The organism is Brevundimonas sp. FG128 (assembly GCF_057809775.1).
Window position 1 is genome coordinate 454,758 of sequence record NZ_JBMDKP010000001.1, and the last position, 21,800, is coordinate 476,557.

Below are 21,800 nucleotides of genomic sequence, written 5' to 3' on the forward strand. Positions count from 1 at the left end.
CTATAGGGTTTCCATCCGCAGGGATTTCAGTTTGGCCGCATCGATCTCGCCCGAGGCGATCTTGCACAGGATCAGGGCGCTCAGCTGGGCGCGTTCGACGAAGCTGTCGGGCCAGGCGAACTCCTGATCCGAATGGATGTCGCCGCCCCGGACGCCCAGGGTGTCGATATTCGGCAGGCCGGCGGCGTGCAGGTTGTTGCCCTCGCATACCCCGCCCGACGGCTTCCAGGCGATGGGCTGGCCCAGCAGGGCGCCGGCTTCCTTCACCGCTTCGAACAGGGCGGTCTGGGCGGCGTCCATCGGCTTGGGCGGACGGGTGAAGCCGCCGTGCAGATCCAGGCTCAACCCCTCGAACGGCGGCGTGGCGGCGATGGCGCGCACCGAGGCGTCGATCCAGTCGGCGGCGGCCTTGTCCGGGACGCGCACATTGAAGCGCACCACCGCATTGTCGGCGACGACATTCAGCGCGCCCCCGCCCGAAATCTTCGCGACATTGACGGTGACGCCCTCATGCTGGCCGTTCAGTCCATGCAGGGCGGCGGCGATGATGGCGGCGCCGGCGACCGCATTGCGCCCCTCTTCGAAGGCCCGCCCGGCGTGGGCGGCGCGACCCGTCATGATCAGATGATAGTTGCCGCTGCCCTTGCGCGCCCCCGCCAGCGTCCCGTCCGCCAGCGCCGGCTCATAGGTCAGGCCCACATGCCCCCGCGCCCCTAGTTCGGCCAACAGCGGCGCAGAGGCGGGCGAGCCGATCTCTTCGTCGGGGCTCAGCAGCACGGTCCAGCCGACCCCGTTCCGATCCGGATGGGTCTCGAACGCCTCCAGCGCGGCCAGCAGCACGCTGATCCCGCCCTTCATGTCCGCCACGCCGGGACCGTTCAGGGCGCCGTCCTGCCGCGTGGTCACGGTCTGGAACCGGCTCTCGGCGGGGAAGACGGTGTCGAAATGGCCGGTCAGCACGACCTGGATCGGCGCATCCGGCCGGGCGGTGATCTTCAGCGCGTCGGCATGGGCCTCGGTCCGCACCGAGCCGTCGTCGGCGACGCTGGTCGAACCTTGCGTCGCGATACGCTCGAGCGTGGCGGGCAAGGCCTGCGCCGCCGTTTCCAGCGCGTCCAGCACGGCGTTCAAACCGGCTGCATTGCGGCTGCCGGAGTTGATATTGGCCCAGTCGATGGTGCGCCCGATGATGGCCTCGCGTCGCGCGGCGACGTGATCGAGGACGGCCTGGTCAGAGGTCAGAATCCGCATCGGCCGGACCCTAGACGCCTCGACCACAAAGGTGAAGGTCAGGGCCTGTAAGTCGGCGCCGATCACGGCTAGGTTCCGCTGCCAGCAAGAGAGCTTTCATGACGCGTTCGACCATCGACCTGTGGCTCCGCGCCATGAATCCGCTGACGCTGCCGCGCGGCATGGCCGAGGCCCAGCGTTCGGCGCGCGCACTGGTCGTGGGCCTGGCGATCGCCCTGGTCGCCGGCCTGATCCCCACCTGGTGGATGTTCACCTCGGGCTGGTTCGAAACGGCGATGAGCAGCGAATACGCCCGGATGAATCTGTCATCCGATCAGATCGCCATGCAGCAGGAGTTCATGAAGGTCATCTGGCCCTACGCCATGGCGTTCGGCGCCCTTTTCACCGTCGTGCTCTACGGCGTGCTGGCGGTGGTCCAGTGGCGGATGATGACGCGCGCCATACCCATCATCATGCTGGCGCTGGTGGCCTACAGCCTGGTGGCCAATCTTGGGATGCGGCTGCTGGGCACGATGCCGACGCCGGAGCTGCCGCTCTGGGTCACCTTGACCACCTGGCCGGTGGCGGCGGTCTCAGCCGTGATCTACGTGGCCGCGCTCCAGGGCGCCATGCTGCTGCACCGTCTGCGCAGCGAGCCCTGATGGGTTTCTCCCGCCAGCCATCCTAAATCGGCAAAGCAAAGGCTGCGTTTTCAACGGCCTAGGCGCTCCAGGCGGCTTTCTACTCAGCACGATGTCAAACGGGGTTATGATCATGCCCGGTCTTTGACATCGCCATCGCCTTGCGAAGCTGACCGTTTGGCCAGTTTTCGGCCCCCACAACTTCCGCCGAACTTGCACCTTGTTGCACCAGTGCAACTCGCCGCCGACATTTTCATGAATGAAAACAGCGTGTCACGGCGCGCCATTGCACCACTTGCACCATTTTCAATGGGTGCAATTCAGCCGCCCTCCGACCTGCGGTCGGAAAGGCGGCTCAGCGTGTGCGACGGCCCCGGTTCGGACGGCGGTCGCCGGCCTCGCGGCTCTCGTGGCGCCAGCGGATCGACAGGCTGGTGTCCCCCTGGCCGCCGAACTGCGAGCTGACGGCGATGTTGCGCCGGGGCTGCCACTCGACCTTGACCGCTGCGCCGTTTTCGCCGCCGCCGATGACCTCCAGATAGACGTCGTCGGTGATGTAGCGTCCGCCCGCCACGGTGACGGCCGAGGCCTCGCCGCCGAAGGACAGCCGGTCCAGCCCCGCCAGTTCACGCAGGTTGCCGATCACGTCGAACCCGCCGCCGCCCGCCAGGGCCGCGACCCCGGCCGCCAGTTGGGCCGCCTCGAACGCCGACAGCTGCGACGCCGACCGTCCGAACAGCACCTGCGACAGGATTTCGTCCTGGGGCAGGGAGGGGGTCGAGGTCAGGGCGATCTTCGGCTCGGCCGCCGTGCCCGTCACATTGATCGAGGCCGTCAGGGCCGTATCCTCGCGCGTCGCCGCCAGGTTCAGCCGGATCTGGGTCGGATCGGTGGACAGGGTCACCCGGCCCGTATCGTCGAACACGAACCGCTTGCCGGCGAACTCATAGTCGCCGCGCACCACATTGGCCGTGCCGGTCAGCTGAGGCTGGGCGATGGTGCCCCGCACCCGGGCATTCACGTCCAGCACCACGTTCAGGCCCCGTCCGCTGACCCGCACCTTGCCGCCGGTCGAGCGCAGTCTGATGTCCATGCCGATCTGCGGACCGCGCGCCTTCTCCTCGGTCTCGACGGGATCGCCGCCGGGCCGGTTGATCTCGACCACGTCCATGGAGACGATGCCGGTGGCGCCCGGCAGTTCCGGCTCGATCCGGGCTTCGTCCACGTCGATCTGTCCGCCCAGCTGGATATTGCCGTCGGCCCCGCGAACGATGGTGATCGGACCCGAGGCGCGGGCCTCGGCGATGTCGTTGTCGATGACGCGGAAGCGGTTCAGCGTCAGTTGCGCGTTCGACCCCGATCCCTGACGCAGGCCGACGCGGCCCTGGCCGGTCACCGTGCCGCCCGCGCCGTCGTTGGCGGTGAAGGTCTCGATCTGGGCGACGGTGTCGTCGAAACTGGTCCTCAGGGTCAGGTCGCCCAGCACCAGGCCGACCGCATTCTCGCGATAGGAGCCCTGGCTCAGGTCGAACCGCCCGTTTAGCCGCGGCGCATTCAGGGTGCCCGCCAGCGTCGCCTGACCGGCCACCTGGCCCGCCAGGCTGCGTTCGCCGCCCAGGAACAGGTCCCAGATCGGCTGGATCTGACCATTGATCGACACCCGGCCCGACATCTCGCGGGTCCGGGCGATAGCCAGGCGCAGCGGCGCGGCCGAGGCCTCGACCGGCAGCACCACATCGGCCGAGGCTTGAACCGCCCCCTCGTCCACGGCCGTCGCCTTGATGGTCAGCCGGTCACCGGCCAGGGTGGCGTCCACCCGGCCGTCCACGGCCAGACCGCGCGGGGCGTCGATGCTGCGCAGGTTCTGAAGCGCGACATTGGCCGAGCCCGACAGGTCCTCGCCGGCGCCGCGCAGGGAGACCTGGCCGGTCACGCTGCCGCGCAGATCCGGCGAGATGGACGCCAGGTCCACGCGCGTCAGGTTCGCCTGGATCGCGGCGCCGCCGGCGTCCTGTCTCAGGTCGGCCACCAGGGCGCCGCCGCCGACCCCCAGGTCCAGCCGTGCGGACCGGTTTTCGCCGTCCAGGGTCACGGAGACGGGACTGCGGGTCGTAAAGGCGACCTCGCGCACCCGACCGTCGCCCCTCAGCGTCAGGCCGTGCGCGGTACCCCGGCGCGAATAGACGCCGGTGCCGTTGAACTGGGCCGGCGTGCCGCCGCCGACGTCGAGGGTGACGCTGAACGGCAGGTTGTCCAGCGTTCCCCGTCCGTCCAAGTCCAGGGTGCGCAGGGTCCAGCTCTGGCCCGCCAGCCGCACGTTGCGCCCGCTGACGTCCAGCACGGCGCTGTCCGAGCCGCCGCCGTCGGTCAGCCGGACCCGCCCATTGGCCTCGCCCGAGGCCAGGAAGGCGCCGGCGCGCGCCGTGAACGTCAGGTCCGCGCTGGACGGGATGTTGTCCGACAGGGCGACGGCGCCCTGGGCCGTCACGCCGCCGGCGTCCACGTCCAGATCGGTCAGGCGGATGCGCTTTCCGCCCAGGAAGAAGTTGCCCGAGGCCCGCGCAGGGCCATAGTTCGAGCCGCTGACGACCGTGATCCGCCCGTCCGACGCATCCGCGCCCTTGCGGAAGCTCAGCGTCAGATCGGCGTTGTTCAGCGTCAGGGCGCCGGCCGTGACCTGCTGGAAGCCGGCGGTCAGATCGACGCGCGGCTGGGACAGGGTGCCGGTCAGGGCGCCGCGTCCGTTCATGTCGCCGCCGATCTCGACCGGCCCGGCCGCGAACGGCCCGCGCGCGTTCCAGTCCAGCGCCAGACGCAGCCGACCCGCCGTCTCGATGACGCCCTTGGCGCCGGCGCGACCCGCCGCTCCCGTCAGCTCGCCGCGATCGACCTCGATCCGCCCGCCGTTCAGCTTGCCGGCCAGTTGCAGGCGCGGCGTCTTGCCCAGCAGGCGGTCCAGCTCGGCCATGCCCACGGTCAGGTTCCGTCCTCGTCCGTCGAAGTTCAGCACCCAGGGCGCGCCCGTCCGCGCCGACGACGCCCGGATCGGCCCGCCGAAGGCGCCGCGCGCCTCGGGCAGGACGCGCGAGGCGTCGGTCAGCTGGGCGTTCCCGCGGAAGCTCATCCCGCCCAGCAGGTTGCGCGATCCCGAGCCGTTCAGGGTCAGGCCCCGGCCCTGCAGATCGACCTTCTCCAGCAGGATCGCGCCGTCCTTCATCCGTACGGCCTGCATCTGCACGCGCGGCGTCGCGCCCAGCAGACTGCCGATGATGCCTTCGCCCGACCCGCCGTTGGCGCGGATGTCGCCGTCGAAGTCCATGCGGCCGCCCTTGACCTGGACGTTCAGCGGCCCGGCGATCCGGGTCGCGCGATAGCTGGCCAGATTGGCGTTCAGCAGGGTCGCCTGGCCTTTAAGGGTCCAGGTTTCCGCGTCGCCCTTGAACAGGCCGGAATAGGCCGCCGGCCCCGCGACGTCCGACCCGACCAGCCGGCTCAACGATGCAGCCTGAATCTCCAGCTGGATGCCGGCAGGCGAGCTGCGATCCGACATGCGCACCAGGCCGCGCGCCTCGGACTGGACGTTGTCTGAGATCAGCTTCCACGCCACGCCCTGATGGGCCTTGTCCGGCGTCGGAACCATGGCGAAGCCGAAGCGGGCGGTGCGCCCGACCCGCTCGACGAACGGCGCCAGCAGGTCCGAGCCGCTGAAGTCGGCGAAGCCCGACACCCGCGATCCCTCGTCCCCGAAATGACCCTGAATGATCAGGGGCACGAATGCTCCCGTCTGCACCCGGGCGTTGACGACATCGGCGTTGACCAACGCGACCGCCGAGAACGGCTGATCCGGCGAATAGCCCAGCGCCCCGGCCAGCGGCCCGCCCTGGGCCTCGTTGGCGCGCAGGTTCAGGCGCGTGTCTTCCAGCTTGCCGCCAAAGCTCGCCGCCAGACGCAGATAGTCGCCGGGCCGATTCAGGCTGGCGGCGTTGACGGTGGCGCTCTTGGCGCCGACGCGGGGCAGGCTGGCGTCGCCCGACAGGCTCCAGCGGCCGTATTCCTTGGAGAAGCCTTCCATCAGTTCGATGTTGGCGGCGAACTTGTCGATCCGGATCGAGATCGGCTGCGGGCTGGGCGGCTCCCCGCTGGGCGGCTCGACCACGGGCCGGCGCAGGACGCGAACGGTCTCGGCCTTGATGTCGCGGGCGTGGAAGCTGCGACCGAGCAGCGCCAGATACGACCAGTCCATGCTGAGGTTGTTCGCCTCCAGCCAGATCCCCTCGCTGTCGGCCAGGGTGATGCGGTCGATGCTGAAATCGCTCAGCAGGTCGCCCTTCAGCCCATAGATCTTCAGCCGCCCGTACCGGCTGATCTTCAGGTCCTGGATCCGCTGCAGCACCATCTCGCGCCCGCCGTCCGAGGCGATGTAGTAGCGTCCGCCGACCAAGGCGGCGGCGATCAGCACCAGCAGGCCGACGACCACCGCGCCCGCGATCAGGGCGATGCGCTTGACCAGCCCGCGACGCGGCTCCGCAGGCCGCGCGGCCTGGGTCGGCTTGACGTCTTCAGGCGTGGTTTCAGGCGGTGTGTCGGTCAAAACGCCTGCCCGATGCTGATGTAGATCTGGAAGGCGGAATCGCCGTCACGCTTGCTCAGCGGCACGGCCACGTCCGCCCGGATCGGCCCGAACGGCAGCATGTAGCGCACGCCCAGCCCCGCGCCGTAGCGCATGTTGGTCAGGTTCGGCGTCTCCTGAAAGCCGACCGCCCCGGCGTCCACGAAGGCGACGGCCTGGAAGCTCTGGCCGATCGACTGACGCACCTCGAACGAGGTCTCGAACAGCGACAGCCCCCCGCGCGGCGTCCCATCCGGCAGTTGCGGATTGACGCCCTGATAGGAATAGCCGCGCACCGACCCGCCGCCGCCGGAATAGAACAGGCGATCCGCGGGCACGTTCAGTTCGCTGCCGCCGACGATGGAGCCGATCTTCACTCGGCCCGCCAGGATGGTGCGGTCGCCCGCGACCGGGAAATAGGCCGTGCCCTGGGTTTCCGTCCGCAGGAACAGGATGTTGCTCTCGCCCGTCACCGCCGTCGGCTGCACCGCCAGATTGACCCGCCAGCCCTTGGTCGGGTTCAGCGGATCGTTGGAATGGTCGATATAGGCGCTGGTGCGGGCCGTGATGATCGCCAGGTCACGGTCGAAGCTGACGCTCTGCGGGGGCAGGGTGGTGAAGTCGTAGCGCGTCTCGCTGTAGCGGCCCGCGTCCAGCCCGATGCCGTAGTTGAAATAGGAGGTCTTGCCGATACGCTGCTGCAGATCGGCGTAAAGGACCAGGGCGGTGCGCACATAGGCGTCGGTGTCCTCGTTGACCGCCGCCACGCCCATTTTCAGCGTCCGGCCCGGCCGGCGCCAATGGGGCAGGGACAGGTCCGCGCCGATGCGGCTGTCGATGTCCGCCAGCCGCGCTTCCAGCCGCAGGGTGTCGGCGCGGCCAAAGCGGTTGTAGCGGGTCTGGATCACGTCGACGCCGACGCCCTCGGCCGTCGACCAGGTGGCGCCGGTCTCCAGGATGCGGCGCGGCCGGTCCTGCAGGCTGACGATGACCGGACGCAGACCGTCTGGGGTCGTCTGATCTCGCGGCGACAGCGCCACGCCGATGCCGTCATAGACCCCGGTGTCCAGCAGCCGACGTTCCAGCTCGGCGACCAGTTCGGGGTCGTAGCGGTCGCCTTCATCCCAGGGCGCCAGGCCCGCGACCCAGGCGCGGTTGGTGCGCCCGCGCGTGGACACCCGCACCCCGTCCAGCCGCACCAGCGGGCCCGAGGCGATGCGATATTCCGGCGCGACGGTGAAGGCGGCGTGATCGACCACCACCCGGCGGGGGTTGGCCTTGGCGTCGGCGTAACCGTCGCGCACCAGGGAGGCGACCAGACGACCCTCGCCGGAGATGACGTCCACGGCCCGGCCGGGATCGCCGGCCTTCAGCCCGATGGCGGCCCTGGCCTGTTCGGCGGCGTCCGCCGCCGGCGCCGGATCGACCCACTGCACCGTCGGATCGGTCAGCAGAAAGCGCCGCCCGGGCTGAACTGAGACGATGGCGACCGGTGCGTCCTCGCCGTCGACGTCGTCCTCCACCGTTGGCTGATAGTAGCCTTCCGACCGCAGCAAGGCGGTCGCCGCTTCCAGGGCGCTCTCGGCGCGACGGCGGGCCTCGAATCGGCTTGAGGGGGCTTCGTCGACCTCGCCCACGGCGCGTTCCAGCGCACGGCGCAGCTCGGCGTCCATATCGCCGCGAATCTGGGCGCGCGGGTCGGCCGCCGCTGCGTGGGCGCAAGCCGAGACGGCGGCGAGCGCAGCCACAAACAGGGTAGGCCTGAACGTCAAGGTCTGTCTTTCGTCAAAGGCGCGGTTCCGTGCGACCTGTCTCAGTAGAACAGGGTTTCGCTTTCGGGTTGGACCGACTGTTCCGACGTGCGTTCTTCAGGCGGAAGGGTCGTGGAAGGCGGGGGCGTGGGCGTCGTGTCCTCGACCTCGGGCGCGACGACGGGCGCCGGTTCCGGGGGCGGTGCGGCCGGTTCTTCGACCGGCGTCTCAACATAGTCCTCGTCCGACCTCGACTGGCGGTCGTCACAGGCGGAAAGCGCCAGGACGCTCAACGCGGCGGCGGCCAGAACGAAAGTCGAGCGTCTCATGAAATTCCCCGGGGCTTGGCCCTTGCAACGCCCGTGGCGCGACGACGTTCCCATAGCGCCGAAAACAGCGTCGGTCATCCGGCGTGATCGGACCATTTCGCGACGACGTCGTCCAACGTCATCGCCGTCTTCCCGCCAGGGTTCGGCGTCTCGTCGTCAAAGCGCGGCGCCGGACCGGGAAGGCCGTTGTGGAAGGTCCCACGGGCCTGATTGTGCGGATGGTCAGGGGCCTCTGCCAGGCTGAGCACCGGCGTGACGCAGGCCTCGGTCCCGGCGAAATGGGCGCTCCAGTCGTCCCGGTCGCGGGTGGCGAACAGGGCCGCGAACCGGGCCTGCAGCGCCGGCCATGCGCCGATGTCATACTGGACCGCCTCGGCCGGATCGATCTCCAACCCCTTCAGCAGGGCGGCGTAGAACCTCGGCTCCAGCGCCGCCACCGCCACGAACCCGCCGTCGCGACAGGCGTAGCAGCGATAGAAGGGCGCGCCCCCGTCCAGCAGATTGGCCCCGCGCCGCTCGCTCCACATCCCCTGACCGCGCAGCGCCTGGAACAGCCCGCCCAGCAGGGCCGCCCCGTCGGTCATGGCCGCATCCACCACTCGGCCCCTGCCGGTGGTCCTGGCCTCCACCAGCGCCGCCAGCACGCCGATCACCAGCAACATGGCCCCGCCGCCATAGTCGCCCACCAGGTTCAGCGGCGGGGAGGGCGGTCGATCCGCCTCGCCCACGGCATACAGCACGCCCGACAGGCCGATGTAGTTCAGGTCATGCCCCACGGCGTTCGCCAGCGGCCCCGTCTGGCCCCAGCCCGTCACCCGCCCGAACACCAGCGCGGGTTTTCTCGCGTGCAACACCTCCGGCCCATAGCCCAGCCGCTCCATCACGCCGGGCCGGAAGCCCTCGATCACCGCGTCCGCGCCATCCACCAGCGTCAGGATACGCTCGCGATCGTCGGGCGACTTCAGATCGACCGGCGCAAAGGCCCGCCCCCGGTGCAGCACCGCGCCCCCCACTTCATCGAAAACCGCAGGCCCGGCCGAGACGTCGCGCGTCAGCCGCACCACCTCCGCCCCCAGGTCCGCCAGCATCATGCCGGCGAAGGTGACCGGCCCCAGGCCGTCGAACTCGATGATGCGGACGCCATTTAACGGTTGCATCCGCGCATGAGTAGCAGACCGGGTCTTGACCGGAAGGCCGGATTACAACAGAAGGCGCCCTTCGACGGTTCGGGCCAGCCCGGACGTCGCGCGGTGCGCCCTTAGCTCAGTTGGTTAGAGCATCTGACTTTTAATCAGAGGGTCCTCGGTTCGAGCCCGAGAGGGCGTACCATTTAAAGCCCGCTTCGGCGGGCTTTTTGCCGTCTGGCAGGCAGAACAAAAGCGAACGTTTGTGATTTGGGCTTCCGATGTTCGCGGCCCTTGGTGTCGCCCTAGCCTAGGGATGGAGCATGGCAGGAACCAGGAATACGGCGAACGATAGGACCACGACCCGCTGGTCGACGCGGTCGCGCCAGCCCAGGCCCGGCTCCCACGTCTGGACGATGGCCGCGCCCACGCCCCGGGGATGAACGACTCCAGCCAATGGCGCAGCCCGTGCCACAGTTCGACCAGGGCAGGCTTGATCGCACAGTCTCGCGGCGCGGCAGGTTCAGGAAGGGGCGCGTCATCCATGCGCCGATCATGTCGGCGCCTGGAAGGGGACGGTAGGATTAGGCGGCGGAGATGCGCGCCAGTTCCTCAGCCAACTTGATCTGGCGTGGGCGGTACTCGGTGATCAGACCGGCCGCCTTGCGCTCTTCGAACTGATCCAGGAAGCGCTCGGGGTCCGTGGTGTCTAGATCAGCGTAGGTCGCCGGGTCGTAGTCCCACCAGGCCGATGCTAACAGGCGGCTGCGCACGGCCTCATCAAATCGGTAGCGAATATGTTTGGCAGGCACGCCGCCGACGATCGAATAGGGCGCGACGTCCTTGGTGACGACAGCTCGAGCGGCGACCACAGCGCCGTCGCCAATAGTCACACCTCGGCCGATCACTGCGTCCATGCCGATCCAGACGTCGTTCCCGATCTTGGGGGCCGGTTTGGCGGCCTGGATAGGCGAGCGCTTTTGCGTCACCCCACGCTTGGCCAGATGGGCGGAATAGACGGGCGCCCGCGAATAGTCGAAACCGCTCGTCGATACTCGGTCGAGGGGATGATCTGCCGGCATCACTCGCGCGCCCAGCAAAACCGTCCCACCTCAATCTCGTCGAGGGGGGCTCTAGAATAGGAATGTGCGCCCATGCTGAAGAGTGTCGAGCCCCGGGGCGGGGAACGCACAGAACGGCTCGACCACCACAGAGTCGTCCATGGTCAGCGCCTTGCCGACCAAGGCGGCGTGTAGTCGGTCGGGCGTCATCGACTTCACGGCGAAATAGATGTTGTTGTCGATGAAAAACTGAACGTGCTGGGCTGTAAGCGTAGCGGTGTAAGCCATTCCGTCGCAATGCCACGCCCGGCCGGTCGCGGCAACCGGTCGCTTAATTCTGCCGCAGAACTTCCGAATGACGCACGATCACGACTTCATGCATCTCTGTCGAGTTCTCCACCGGATCGACCCTGATGACTACGGCCGTGAAATACGACGTGCCTTCAGCGTCTTCGCCCGCACCGGCAACAACTCATCGCGCATCTCCGCTGCGCTCAGGATGTCCTGGCCCTCGTCTTCGGGATCGAACACGAACCTGTTTGCCTGCTCGCCGTCGAAGATTTCTGGCTCAGTCCAGCCGCCAACCTCTATCTAGGCCACATGGCGGAAGTCAGCGAGCGTGAGGCCCGTTTCCTGATCCGAAACATCTTCGCGACCCACAGATAATCTCATTTCAGGCCCTTCCAATGGTCCGCGAAATCGCGCTGCAGCATATCGATATACTGCCACCGGCTCCAGCTTAAGACTTCCGTCGCCACCGGGTCGGCCTCGACGGCGCCCTTCTCAAGCATCATCTTTGCGAACATGAAGCCCTGAAGCGGGTCGTGTGAGACGCCGAGAGAGTTTCGCCCCGGCGCAGCGTTCCGAGGCGTATAGCTGGGATCGTACATCGCACCGCCGTAGAAGTTGACGTTGAACAGCTTGATGCGGCTTGGCCCGAACTTCGACAGATCCCAGATAATCCGCTGGATCGCGTGCATGCTGCCGAAGATCGGAAGGAAGTTGCGGGGCGTCGGCGAAGACAGGCGGGCGTTCACGACGCCAGCTTCGGCCCTCGCTTCCCTCAGATTGTGGCCCCGACGCAGCACCGGGATCAGAGGCGTGGAGCCGAGCAAGTTGTAAAGCTCCTGCCGTCTGAGCTGGAACGTCGCGTTCGTATAGTATGAGACGTCGGCCCGCATCCCGAGACGATCCTTCGCCCGCGCCAACTCATCAAAAGAGAAGACGTTCGTCCGTACCACGACGTCGAAGCCGTCGATCTCCTTGGCCAAATTCTGTCCAGTGTTCGCAGGTCCGACGATCGCCACGGATTTGCCGCGGAAGACCCGGTCAAACTCTGCGACACCCCACGGCGCATGGGCCTCCGCCGGCGCAAGGGTGTCGCCATGCTCCAGGCGAAACAGGCGGCTAAAGACCCGCTTCGGCTCAACGCCCAACGCGATATCACAATACCCCAGCAGCTGGGCCGCGACCCAACGATCCTTGCCCCACTTCATCCAGCTCTGATTGCTCAGCCAGTCACGCGCCTCGCCGTGCTGTTCCAGGTAGGCCGACGCGGCGGCGCGCTGGTATTGTTGAGACGGGTGCATGCCCTGCACGGGCCAGCGTCGATATGCCTCGGCGCAGATTTCTTTCAGCCGATGGGCGGCTATGGCGTCCCCGCGCGTGAATATCTGCTTGAAAAGCAGGGCTTGCGTCAGCTGCGCCGTCGGCCCGGTTCGTGCGATTGTGGGCGCCCAGTGTTCGATATGAGCAGCAATCTCGGCGTTGCGGGCCTGGGCTTCGGGCTTGAAGATCGGATCTTCGGGAAACAGGTAGACCGCATCCATCAGGCAACGCACCGCTCGGTCGGCCTCGCCTGCCTTGCAATACCCCTCATAGAGCCGCCGGTAATACTTGTCGCTGAACTCACTCGGGGCGACGTCCAGCAGGCGCTGATATCGTTGCCAAGTGGCTGACCAGTCCTGACGGTGAAACGCCAGATAGGCCGCCTCCTTAAGCGTGGACACACGGACCGAGGGGGCGTTGAGAAGGTCCTGCGCCAGCAACTCGGCCTCGTCCTCGCGGCCCGACAGCCTCAGTTCTCGCAAGATGGCCGACGCCGGCTTCCGCTTCGCAGTCTCTTCCATACGCACGACCTCGTCTCAGCTATGCCGGGCGTAGCGCAGATCGCGTCAGTCGGGGAAGGGGGCGGCCGTCAAATAGGTCAGGGCTCAACGCGCCGCAATCATGGCTAGGCGGTGTCCGCGAAGCTTAGCTGGTGTCAAGTTGATGGCTGATTGACCGCACTTTGCCGGAAGGCCGCATCCGCCTCGCCTCGCCTGACGAGAAGACGTACCATTTCTCCCTTGCGGACATCGCCCGGCGCCTTTGATCCGCCGCTTGCGGATGCTCTAAGGGTTCGATGAGACAGAACATTCTTCTGGGCCTGACGGCGGCCACCGTGGCTGCGACGACCTTGGCGGGCTGCAACGCCGGCCGCTCGGCCATGGGCGGCATGGAGCAGGTCGGCGCCGGGTTCGGCGCGGCGGCCACGGCGCCGCTGGAGGATTTCAACCTGCGCCGCGAGACCATCCCCACGGTGCTGTTGCAGGCCGAGGCCAATCCCTACGATCAGCGAAACCTGAACCGTTGCACGACCATAGCCGCAGAAGTGGCGCGGCTGGACGAAGCCCTGGGGCCCGACACCGACGAGCCGCCTAGCCAGGACGGCTCATTCGCCAGCGAGCGGGCGGCCGATGCGGCGGCCAAGGCGGCGCTGAACGCCATCCGCGACACCACCACCGACTTCATCCCCGGCCGCAGCTGGATCCGCCGTCTCAGCGGGGCCGAGCAGCACAGCCGCCATGTCCAGTCCGCCATCCAGTCCGGCCGGATGCGCCGCGCCTTCCTGAAGGGCATGGGGATGCAGCGGAACTGCGCCCCGCCGGCGGCGCCGAGCTGGTTCCGGCCGAAGCGGTAGAACCGCCACTTCGTTCGCCTCGCGCCCTTCAGGTCGCGTCTGCACGCTAGTTCCCCACACTCCGTCATCCTCGCCCTTGTGGCGAGGATCCATACGCCCGGTGTGTCCGTAGAGTGCCCCATCGTTGAAACCGGGAGTCTGGATCCTAGGGACAAGCCCTAGGATGACGGTGTGCGGGGAGGGGCGTGGTCGCTAACCGTTCGACCCACGACCAACGAGATCTAACGTCTGCCGGCTGGCCGGCGCTTGTCGCGCCGGTCGCCCCTGATCTGGACCGTGCCGTCCTTGGCGAAGGCCTCAAACGACGCCTTCTCGATATTCCGGAACTCTCCGGTCCGGTCCCAGTCCCAGTCGAAGGAGATGCGCTCGCCCTTGTGCGCGAACTTGCCGGACCAGTGGGCGAAGAAGGAATATTTGTCGCCGCCAATGATGATGACGTGCCGGTGCAGCGCGGTCTCGTTGCCGTCCGGACGGGGCGGCTCCTCCAGATAGGTGCTGTAGGCGTGGAAGCCTGACTTCTCGATGCGCATGTCAGTTCGACGTGTGGCGCGCGTGGAAATCGCGGCGGAAGGCTTCGAACCGGCCCTCCGCGATCGCCGCGCGCATGGCGGCCGTCAGGGCCTGGTAGAAGGCGATATTGTGCCAGCTCAGCAGCACCTTGCCGAGGATCTCGTCGGCGCGGATCAGGTGGTGCAGATAGGCCTTCGAATACTGTGACGACGGCCCTTCGATGGTCGGGTCCAGCGGGTCCTGATCCTCGGCGAAGCGAGCGTTCTTCAGGTTCAGCGGACCGTCCCAGGTCCAGGCCTGGCCGTGGCGGCCCGCGCGCGTCGGCAGGACGCAGTCGAACATGTCCACGCCGCGCCACACCGCCTCGACCAGATCGACCGGCTTGCCGACCCCCATCAGATAGCGCGGCCGGTCGGCGGGCAGGAACTCGGGCGCATAGTCCAGCACCTCGCACATGGCCTGGTGGCCTTCGCCGACGGCCAGGCCGCCGATGGCGTAGCCGTCGAAGCCGATCTCCTGAAGCTGGTCCGACGACTGGCGACGCAGGTCTTCGAAGGTCGAACCCTGCTGAATGCCGAACAGGGCCTGGGTCTCGCGCTCGCCGAACCGGGCCTTGGAGCGGGCGCCCCAGCGGATCGACAGCTCCATCGCCTTCTTGGCCGCATCCTTCTCGGCGGGATAGGCGACGCACTGGTCCAGTTGCATGGAGATGTCGGCGCCGATCCGGTCGGCCTGGATCTCGATCGAGCGTTCGGGCGTCAGCACGTGTTTGGAGCCGTCGATGTGGCTGGAGAAGGTCACAGCCTCCTCTTTCACCTTCGAAATGCCGGCCAGGGACATGACCTGAAACCCGCCGCTGTCGGTCAGGATCGGCTTGTCCCAGCCCATGAATTTGTGCAGGCCGCCCATACGCTCCATCCGCTCGGGGCCGGGGCGCAGCATCAGGTGATAGGTGTTGCCCAGAATGATGTCGGCGCCGGTCGCCTTGACCTGATCCACCGTCATGGCCTTGACCGTCGCGGCGGTGCCCACAGGCATGAAGGCGGGGGTGCGGATGTCGCCGCGCGCGGTCTTCAGCACGCCGGTGCGGGCGCGGCCCTCGGTGGCGGAAATGTCGAAGGGGAAGGGCATTCAGGCGATCAGTCGTTCAAGCTGTTCGACCCGCGCCAGATCCTTGGGGCGGCCGAACAGGCGGTACAGGGCGATATGGTCTTGGATGTCGGGCACGAACAGCGGGACGTCGTCGATGAACACCCGACGCCGCGAAGTAAAGACGACCGGCCGCCATTCGGCCCCATCACGGGTCTCCAGATCGGCCATGACCTCGACCAGGATCGGCTGGTCCGGGGCGCGGCCGAAGACGGTCGAGCGGAACAGGCCTTCGCCCGGATCGGGCACGACATGACCATCCAGCGCGGTCAACAGGGCGCGGGCGTCGCGCGGCGCACACAGCACGTCGATGTCGGGCACATGGATGTCGGGCAGGCCATACAGGGCCATCGCCGCCCCGCCGAAGATCCACCACGGCTCGCGCAGATCGCGCGCGGCCTCGCCGACGGCGATCAGGCCATCCTGTAGGTCATGCGGAAGGTCGTCGAGTGACACGGATCGCGCTCGTTTTCGTCAGGAGGCGGCATTTAAGAGGTCTGTCGCCGATTGACCACCGTCCGCGCCGCGCCAAATCACCACTCCAGCGCCGCCTCGCCCCGCAGGATCGCCTCGGCCTGATCTGTGTGCTTGCCGCCCCCGCGCTCGTGCAGCACCAGCGGTGGCAGCAGACGCAGCGGCGCCCGCCCGGTCTTGATCGCATGGACCAGCACCCGTTTCGCCGGCTCGTCGGCGAAGGGATGGACAGGTCGCACCGCGAACGACCCCGCCTTCTCGCCCAGCAGGGCCAACAGGTCCGCCAGCCGATCCGCCCGGTGAATGACCACGATCCGCCCACCTTCCTTCACCGCCTTCAGCAGAAAGCCGGTCCAGGCCTCCAGCCCGTCGTCGGCCATCCACGCCCCGCGCTTGCCCTCCGCCGGGGCGCGCAGAGCCTGTGCGTCGTCAAAGAAGGGCGGATTGGACACCGCCCAGTCGGCCGGCTCCATCTCCAGCGCCCGAAAGCCGTTCGCCACGTCGCCCTGGCGAACGGTCGTGCGCGCCTCGACGCCGTTCACCGCGGCGTTCTGAACCGCCAGCGCCGCCATGGCCGGATCGCGCTCCAGCCCGGTCAGGCCCACGCCCTGCCGCCGGGCCGCGATCTGCATCAGGACGGCCCCCGCGCCGCAACCGGCCTCGATGACCCGCTGGCCCGCTTCGGCCGGAACCGCCGCCGCCAGCAGGGCCGCATCCATGCCGGCGCGATAGCCGCGCGCGGGTTGACGCAGCCGCACCCGACCGTTCAGCAGCCCGTTCTCGACGGTGTCCGTCGGCAGGGTTTCGACCGCGTCCAAGCCTCAATCTCCTTGACCCTCAAGGGGGCGAACATCATTGTGCGCCGCAGTGCGCCGGGGCAAGCCAGCCCGTCCGCTAAATCCTTCGACGCGGACCGCCGCGCCAGTGAAAGAGTATCCCTTTGGACGTCGCCATCGCCGCCTCTCCCCGCCCGAAGGGGGACGTCAACGCCCTTGTCCGGCTGGCCGAGATCGACATGGCCGCCGTCGACGCCCTGATCCTGGACCGGATGCAGTCGGACGTGCCGATCATCCCCAAACTGGCCGAACATCTGGTGTCGGCGGGCGGCAAGCGTCTGCGCCCCTTGATGACCGTCGCCGCCGCACGCGCCACGGGCGCGACGGACGACATCGCCGCGCCGCGCAAACTGGCTGCGGCCGTCGAGTTCATCCACACCGCCACCCTGCTGCATGACGACATCGTCGATGCGTCGGAACTGCGTCGCGGCAAGGTCGCCGCCCACCTGATCTGGGGCGCGCCCACCAGTGTGCTCGTCGGCGACTTTCTGTTCGCCCGCGCCTTCGAACTGATGGTCGAGACCGATTCGATGCGGGCCTTGGGCATCCTGGCCGAAGCCTCGCGGGTCATTTCCGAAGGCGAGGTGCTCCAACTGACGCGCGCCCACGACCTGAACCTGGACCAGGCCACCTATCTTCAGATCGTGTCGGCCAAGACCGCCGAACTGTTCGCCGCCGCCGCCGAGGCGGGCGCGGTCGGGGCCGGCGCCGATGCGGCCGCGACGCAGGCCTTGCGCGACTACGGCATGGCCCTGGGCATCGCCTTCCAGCTGGCCGACGACGCCCTGGATTACGGCGCGACGGCCGAGGCACTGGGCAAGAACGCCGGCGACGACTTCAACGAGGGCAAGGCCACCCTGCCGCTGCTTTTGGCTGTGGCCCGCACCGGGGGCCGCGAGGACGCCTTCTGGGAGCGGACCGTGACCAAGGGCGAGCGCACGCCCGAGGATTTCGCCCGCGCCCGCGAACTGGTCGTCGGGTCCGGCGCCATCGGCGCGACGCTGGACCTCGCCGGCGACTATGCCGATCAGGCCAAGGCCGCCCTTTCTGTCCTGCCGGCGTCGGACTGGCGCACGGCCCTGGAAGACCTCGCCGATTTCGCCGTTTCGCGTGCCGCCTGAATCCGACCCGGCGCCGGTCGTCGACACCCTCGACGCCCAGGTCCGCGCCGCCGACATCGATCGTTGGCTGTCCAGCCGCCTGGTCGCCGACGACCGCGCTCGCGCCGACCTGATCACGCTCTACGCCTTCGAGGCCGAGCTGATGGCGATCCCCACGCGCGTCACCCAGCCCCTGCTGGCCGAGATGCGCTACACCTGGTGGGCCGAACAGATGGACGGCGTCTTCGCCGGCGTCCCCCGCAAGGGCCATCCGGTGCTGGAGGCCCTGACCGACCTCGTCGTCCGCCACGGTTTGGATCGCGCCCCCTTCGACGCCCTGATCGAGGCCCACATCGGCCGCGTCCACGGCGAGCCCCACGCCCTCGACGCCTTCTACGTCGGCCCGATGCAGACGGCGGTCAAGGTGCTGGCCGGGCCGGGCCATGCGGAAAAGGTGGTCGAGGCGGGACGGGTGCGGGGGCTAGGTCAGGTGGGACGGACGGAAGAGGCGAGGGCGGCCCGAAAGGCGGCGAACGCGGCGTTGAAGGGCTTGCCGGCTGTGGCGTTTCCGGCCGTGGCCTCCGCCGCGCTGACGGCTGTCGACGAGCCGGAACCGATAAAACGCCTGCGACTGATCTGGGCCAGCCTTGGCGGGCGAATCTAGCTCGCGCCTTCTACACCGACGTCATCCTAGGCCTTGTGCCTAGGATCCAGACTCCCGGCGCCGGCAGCAGGGCCCCCGCTCTCAAACCGAGCGTATGGATCCTAGGCACAAGGCCTAGGATGACGGGAGTGGCGAGTGAGGGACCGAGTCCCGCTCAGGCCTGCGTCTTCACCCCGCGTCCCGCCACGCCTTCAGGCTCTCCATCGCCCGGATGCTCATCAGTCGCTTCTTCGCCCGGCCGCGTTCCTTCGGGTGGATGCGTTTGCCCTCTTCATCGACCTTGGGCGCCTCCAGCGGGGGCAGCAGGCCGTAGTTGATGTTCATCGGCTGGAACTTCGAGCCTTCCAGATGTCCGCCGGTGATGTGTTCGACCAGGGCGCCCATGGCGGTCTCTGGCGGCGGCGGGGCCAGGTCGCGGCCCAAGGCTTGAGCAGCGGCGAGGCGGCCGGTCAGCAGGCCCATGGCGGCGCTCTCGACATAGCCCTCGACCCCGGTCACCTGACCGGCGAAACGCAGGCGGGGCATGGCTTTGAGCCGCAGCTGCTTGTCCAGCAACTGCGGGCTGTTCAGATAGGTGTTGCGATGCAGGCCGCCCAAACGCGCGAACTGGGCGTTCTGCAGGCCGGGGATCATGCGGAATGTCTCCGCCTGAACCCCGTGCTTCAGCTTGGTCTGGAAGCCGACCATGTTGAACAGGGTGCCCAGCGCATTGTCCTGGCGCAGTTGTACGATGGCGTAGGATTTGACTTGCGGATCGCGCGGATTGGTCAGGCCGACGGGCTTCATCGGGCCGTGGCGCAGGGTCTCGCGGCCGCGCTCGGCCATGACCTCGATGGGCAGGCAGCCGTCGAAATAGGGCACGTGCTCCCAGTCCTTGAACTCGGCCTTGGGCCCGTTCACCAGGGCGTCGATGAAGGCCTCGTACTGGGGCTTGTCCATCGGGCAGTTGACGTAGGCGGCGGCGTCTCCGCCGGGGCCTTCCTTGTCATAGCGCGACTGACGCCAGGCGATGTCGAAGTCGATCGAGTCGGCGTGGACGATGGGGGCGATGGCGTCGAAGAAGCTGAGGCTTTCCTCGCCGGTCGCCTTCAGGATGGCCTCGGCCAAGGCGGGCGAGGTCAGGGGGCCGGTGGCGACGATGACATTGTCCCACTCCTGCGGCGGCAGGCCGGCGATCTCCTCGCGCACGACGGTGACCAGCGGATGGGCCGACAGTTTCGCGGTCACAGCGTCGGAGAAGGCGTCGCGGTCTACCGCCAGGGCGCCGCCCGCCGGCACCTGGTTGACGTCGCCGCAGGCCATGATGATCGAATCCAGCGCCCGCATCTCGGCGTGCAGCAGGCCGACCGCATTGTATTCCCAATCGTCCGACCGGAAGGAATTGGAGCAGACCAGTTCGGCCAGGCCGTCGGTCTGGTGGGCGTCGGTCTTCACGCCGGGCACGCCGCGCATCTCGTGCAGGATCACGGGCACGCCGGCCTGGGCGATCTGCCAGGCGGCCTCGGAGCCGGCTAGGCCGCCGCCGATGACATGGACGGGAGAGGGAAAAGACGTAGACGAAGAAGCGTTCATCGCGGCCTTCTAGCCACTGGCTGGCGCGGTGTCATGGTCCCCTGCTATATCCGCGCCGGAATCGAGGGGCGAGCTGAGGTGACGGGGCGAGAGGGGCGATTGAGGACGGGCGAGGCCCTGCGCGCGACGCCCGCCGGTCTGGCGCGCGGCTGGGCTGAGGCCTGGGGCGCCATCCTGCTGGGCGTGATCGTCTGGAGCCTGCGTCCGTTTGTCGGACAGGGCTTGGCGGCCTGGATCTGGGGCGGCGCGGCGGTGGTCGCCGGCCTCGTCCTGTCGGGCGCACTGGCGCGGATCGCCGTCGGTCAGGATCGGGGTGCGACGCGGCGTCTGGGTCTGGGGCCGGCGGGGCTTCAGATGAAACGGACGGAACTTCGCCTGCTGGGCGCGGTCCTGTTGTGCGCGGTCTTCATGGCCATGATCCTGTCGGTCGCAGCCCTGGCGCTGCTGGCGCTGTTCGGCGGGGCGGGTCTGGACGCCGAGGCGATCCGGCTGCGCGACTGGGCCGCCGTGGGGCCGGCGTGGAAACTTGTCCTGCTGGCGCTGGCGACCGCATTCGCCCTGTTCGCCGTCGTCGCCCTGCTGGTGCGGCTGTCGCTGTTCGCGCCGGCCACGGTTGGGCGGGGGCATATGGTGTCCTTGAACAGTATGGCGGTCACGCGCGGCGCCCTGGGGGCCCTGACGGTCGGCCTGGCGGTCACGGCGATCCCGACTTGGGTCCTGATCGCTCTGGGCGCCGCTGGACTGTTGCCGGGCATTGCGGGCTGGATCGCCTGGGCGGTCGTGCTCAATGTGGTGCAGGCGCCGGTGACGATGGCATATCTGGGTGCGGCCTATCGCCGTCTCGAACCCTGGACGCCGCTGGAGACCAAACATGGCTGAGACCTTCTCCATCGGCGAGGCCCTTGCCGCGCCTGTCCGCGTGATCCGGCGTCATCCCCTGACGGTCTTCGTCTGGGGGTTCATCGCCATGGTCTTCGCACTGGCGGCTCTGTTGTTGATCTTCGGCGCCCTGGCCAACATTCCGCTGGATCACGCCGCCGAGCCGTCGCCGGAGGTCATGGGGCGGATCATGGCCATGCAGGGCGTCTCCATGCTGCTGAACCTGGGCCAACTGGCGCTGACACTGATCGTCTGGGCCGCCGCCCTGCGCGCGACGCTGATGATCGGCCGGCCCGAGCGATATTTCTTCCTCCGGGTCGGGATGGACGAGGTCCGGCTGGGACTGGTGGCGCTGGCCCTGGTCGTCGGGACCTATCTGGCGGTCATCGTCCTGGTGCTGATCGGCTCGTTGGTCGTGGCCCTGCTGTGGCAGGCCAGCGAGGGGGCGGCGGTCCTTCTGGGCGCGCTGCTGGTCCTGGGTCTGATCGTCGCCGTGGCCGTGGCCATGGCCCGGCTGTCGCTGATCGCGCCGGCCACCCTGATCCTGCAACGCCTGGCCTTTGTCGAGGGCTGGAACCTGGGCAAGGGCCGGACCCTGCGCCTGCTGGGCCTGCTGGTCTGCACCTGGCTGATCTACCTCCTGATCTATTTCGTGCTGGCCTTCCTGGTCATCGTGGTTCTGCTCGCGGGCGGAGTGATCGCCCATTTGCAGGCGGTGTCCGCCCCGGCGACCCTGGGCGAGCTGTTCCCGTCCGCGCCGGTGCTGTGGGCGGCGGCGGGACTGCTGTTGCTGCCAGGCGGCTTCATCTTCGGCGCCGTGATGACCTTGCTGAACGCGCCCTTCGCCTCGGCCTGCCGTCAGTTGCTGGATGGCGTGCCGCAGGACGCCGCCGTCGGGATGCGCTAGTC

At 68.2% G+C, this 21,800-nt stretch carries 18 protein-coding genes, 1 tRNA gene and 1 pseudogene; 7 read left to right on the forward strand and 13 right to left on the reverse strand.

What is annotated here, in order from left to right; translation table 11 throughout:
- Nucleotides 1–1,251, reverse strand: a complete 1,251-nt coding sequence (locus ACODSC_RS02290; RefSeq protein WP_488812140.1) for a hydrolase — start codon at nucleotides 1,249–1,251, stop codon at nucleotides 1–3.
- Between the two features lie 98 nt (nucleotides 1,252–1,349).
- Between ACODSC_RS02290 and ACODSC_RS02295 the strand changes: the two genes are divergently transcribed.
- Nucleotides 1,350–1,892: a hypothetical protein gene (locus ACODSC_RS02295; RefSeq protein ID WP_488811442.1), complete on the forward strand. Its 543-nt coding sequence runs from the start codon at nucleotides 1,350–1,352 to the stop codon at nucleotides 1,890–1,892.
- Between the two features lie 334 nt (nucleotides 1,893–2,226).
- On the opposite strand, the gene ACODSC_RS02300 is transcribed toward ACODSC_RS02295, so the two are convergent.
- The 4 genes from ACODSC_RS02300 to ACODSC_RS02315 all read right to left on the reverse strand — a co-directional run bounded on the left by ACODSC_RS02300 (nucleotide 2,227) and on the right by ACODSC_RS02315 (nucleotide 9,717).
- Nucleotides 2,227–6,462, reverse strand: coding sequence for a translocation/assembly module TamB domain-containing protein (locus tag ACODSC_RS02300; RefSeq protein ID WP_488811444.1), 4,236 nt, complete (start codon nucleotides 6,460–6,462; stop codon nucleotides 2,227–2,229).
- Nucleotides 6,459–8,252, reverse strand: coding sequence for an autotransporter assembly complex protein TamA (locus ACODSC_RS02305; protein ID WP_488811446.1), 1,794 nt, complete (start codon nucleotides 8,250–8,252; stop codon nucleotides 6,459–6,461). The genes ACODSC_RS02300 and ACODSC_RS02305 overlap by 4 nt, the downstream gene beginning before the upstream one ends.
- A gap of 41 nt (nucleotides 8,253–8,293) precedes the next feature.
- Nucleotides 8,294–8,560 (reverse strand): hypothetical protein, encoded by a 267-nt coding sequence (locus ACODSC_RS02310; protein WP_488811448.1) that lies wholly within the window; start codon nucleotides 8,558–8,560, stop codon nucleotides 8,294–8,296.
- Nucleotides 8,561–8,634: 74 nt separating this feature from the next.
- Complete coding sequence (locus ACODSC_RS02315; RefSeq protein WP_488811450.1) at nucleotides 8,635–9,717, reverse strand: CaiB/BaiF CoA transferase family protein; 1,083 nt, start codon at nucleotides 9,715–9,717, stop codon at nucleotides 8,635–8,637.
- A 95-nt stretch (nucleotides 9,718–9,812) separates the two neighbouring features.
- Between ACODSC_RS02315 and ACODSC_RS02320 the strand changes: the two genes are divergently transcribed.
- Nucleotides 9,813–9,889, forward strand: a tRNA-Lys gene (locus ACODSC_RS02320).
- 529 nt (nucleotides 9,890–10,418) lie between these two features.
- Here ACODSC_RS02320 and ACODSC_RS02325 read toward each other — a convergent pair.
- The 3 genes and pseudogenes from ACODSC_RS02325 to ACODSC_RS02335 all read right to left on the reverse strand — a co-directional run.
- A pseudogene (locus ACODSC_RS02325) lies at nucleotides 10,419–10,625 on the reverse strand (DapH/DapD/GlmU-related protein); the annotation flags it as partial.
- A gap of 192 nt (nucleotides 10,626–10,817) precedes the next feature.
- Nucleotides 10,818–11,033 carry a hypothetical protein gene (locus ACODSC_RS02330; protein ID WP_488811452.1) on the reverse strand — a complete coding sequence of 72 codons (216 nt, stop codon included), beginning with the start codon at nucleotides 11,031–11,033 and terminating at the stop codon, nucleotides 10,818–10,820.
- Nucleotides 11,034–11,413: 380 nt separating this feature from the next.
- Entirely contained in the window at nucleotides 11,414–12,874 is a 1,461-nt protein-coding gene (locus ACODSC_RS02335) for a tetratricopeptide repeat protein (protein ID WP_488811454.1), read from the reverse strand.
- Nucleotides 12,875–13,149: 275 nt separating this feature from the next.
- Between ACODSC_RS02335 and ACODSC_RS02340 the strand changes: the two genes are divergently transcribed.
- Nucleotides 13,150–13,707: a hypothetical protein gene (locus ACODSC_RS02340; RefSeq protein WP_488811456.1), complete on the forward strand. Its 558-nt coding sequence runs from the start codon at nucleotides 13,150–13,152 to the stop codon at nucleotides 13,705–13,707.
- Between the two features lie 221 nt (nucleotides 13,708–13,928).
- Here ACODSC_RS02340 and ACODSC_RS02345 read toward each other — a convergent pair whose 3' ends face one another.
- The 4 genes from ACODSC_RS02345 to ACODSC_RS02360 form a co-directional block, all read right to left on the reverse strand.
- Entirely contained in the window at nucleotides 13,929–14,237 is a 309-nt protein-coding gene (locus ACODSC_RS02345) for a hypothetical protein (RefSeq protein ID WP_488811458.1), read from the reverse strand.
- A gap of 1 nt (nucleotide 14,238) precedes the next feature.
- Entirely contained in the window at nucleotides 14,239–15,348 is a 1,110-nt protein-coding gene (gene tgt, locus ACODSC_RS02350; protein ID WP_488811460.1) for a tRNA guanosine(34) transglycosylase Tgt, read from the reverse strand.
- On the reverse strand, nucleotides 15,349–15,822 hold the full coding sequence (locus ACODSC_RS02355) for a hypothetical protein (RefSeq protein ID WP_488811462.1): 474 nt from the start codon (nucleotides 15,820–15,822) through the stop codon (nucleotides 15,349–15,351).
- Nucleotides 15,823–15,899: 77 nt separating this feature from the next.
- A complete protein-coding gene (locus tag ACODSC_RS02360) occupies nucleotides 15,900–16,658 on the reverse strand; it encodes a tRNA1(Val) (adenine(37)-N6)-methyltransferase (RefSeq protein ID WP_488811464.1) in 759 nt (252 codons plus the stop codon).
- A 122-nt stretch (nucleotides 16,659–16,780) separates the two neighbouring features.
- Here ACODSC_RS02360 and ACODSC_RS02365 point away from each other — a divergent pair, with 122 nt between their 5' ends.
- Entirely contained in the window at nucleotides 16,781–17,797 is a 1,017-nt protein-coding gene (locus ACODSC_RS02365) for a polyprenyl synthetase family protein (RefSeq protein ID WP_488811466.1), read from the forward strand.
- On the forward strand, nucleotides 17,787–18,440 hold the full coding sequence (locus tag ACODSC_RS02370; protein WP_488811468.1) for a squalene/phytoene synthase family protein: 654 nt from the start codon (nucleotides 17,787–17,789) through the stop codon (nucleotides 18,438–18,440). The genes ACODSC_RS02365 and ACODSC_RS02370 overlap by 11 nt, the downstream gene beginning before the upstream one ends.
- Nucleotides 18,441–18,608: 168 nt before the next feature.
- On the opposite strand, the gene trmFO is transcribed toward ACODSC_RS02370, so the two are convergent.
- On the reverse strand, nucleotides 18,609–20,012 hold the full coding sequence (trmFO, locus tag ACODSC_RS02375; protein ID WP_488811470.1) for a methylenetetrahydrofolate--tRNA-(uracil(54)-C(5))-methyltransferase (FADH(2)-oxidizing) TrmFO: 1,404 nt from the start codon (nucleotides 20,010–20,012) through the stop codon (nucleotides 18,609–18,611).
- Between the two features lie 33 nt (nucleotides 20,013–20,045).
- Between trmFO and ACODSC_RS02380 the strand changes: the two genes are divergently transcribed.
- Both ACODSC_RS02380 and ACODSC_RS02385 read left to right on the forward strand, forming a co-directional pair.
- Nucleotides 20,046–20,891, forward strand: a complete 846-nt coding sequence (locus ACODSC_RS02380; protein WP_488811472.1) for a hypothetical protein — start codon at nucleotides 20,046–20,048, stop codon at nucleotides 20,889–20,891.
- Complete coding sequence (locus ACODSC_RS02385; RefSeq protein ID WP_488811474.1) at nucleotides 20,884–21,798, forward strand: hypothetical protein; 915 nt, start codon at nucleotides 20,884–20,886, stop codon at nucleotides 21,796–21,798. Before ACODSC_RS02380 ends, ACODSC_RS02385 begins: the two co-directional genes overlap by 8 nt.
- Nucleotides 21,799–21,800 lie beyond the last annotated feature (2 nt).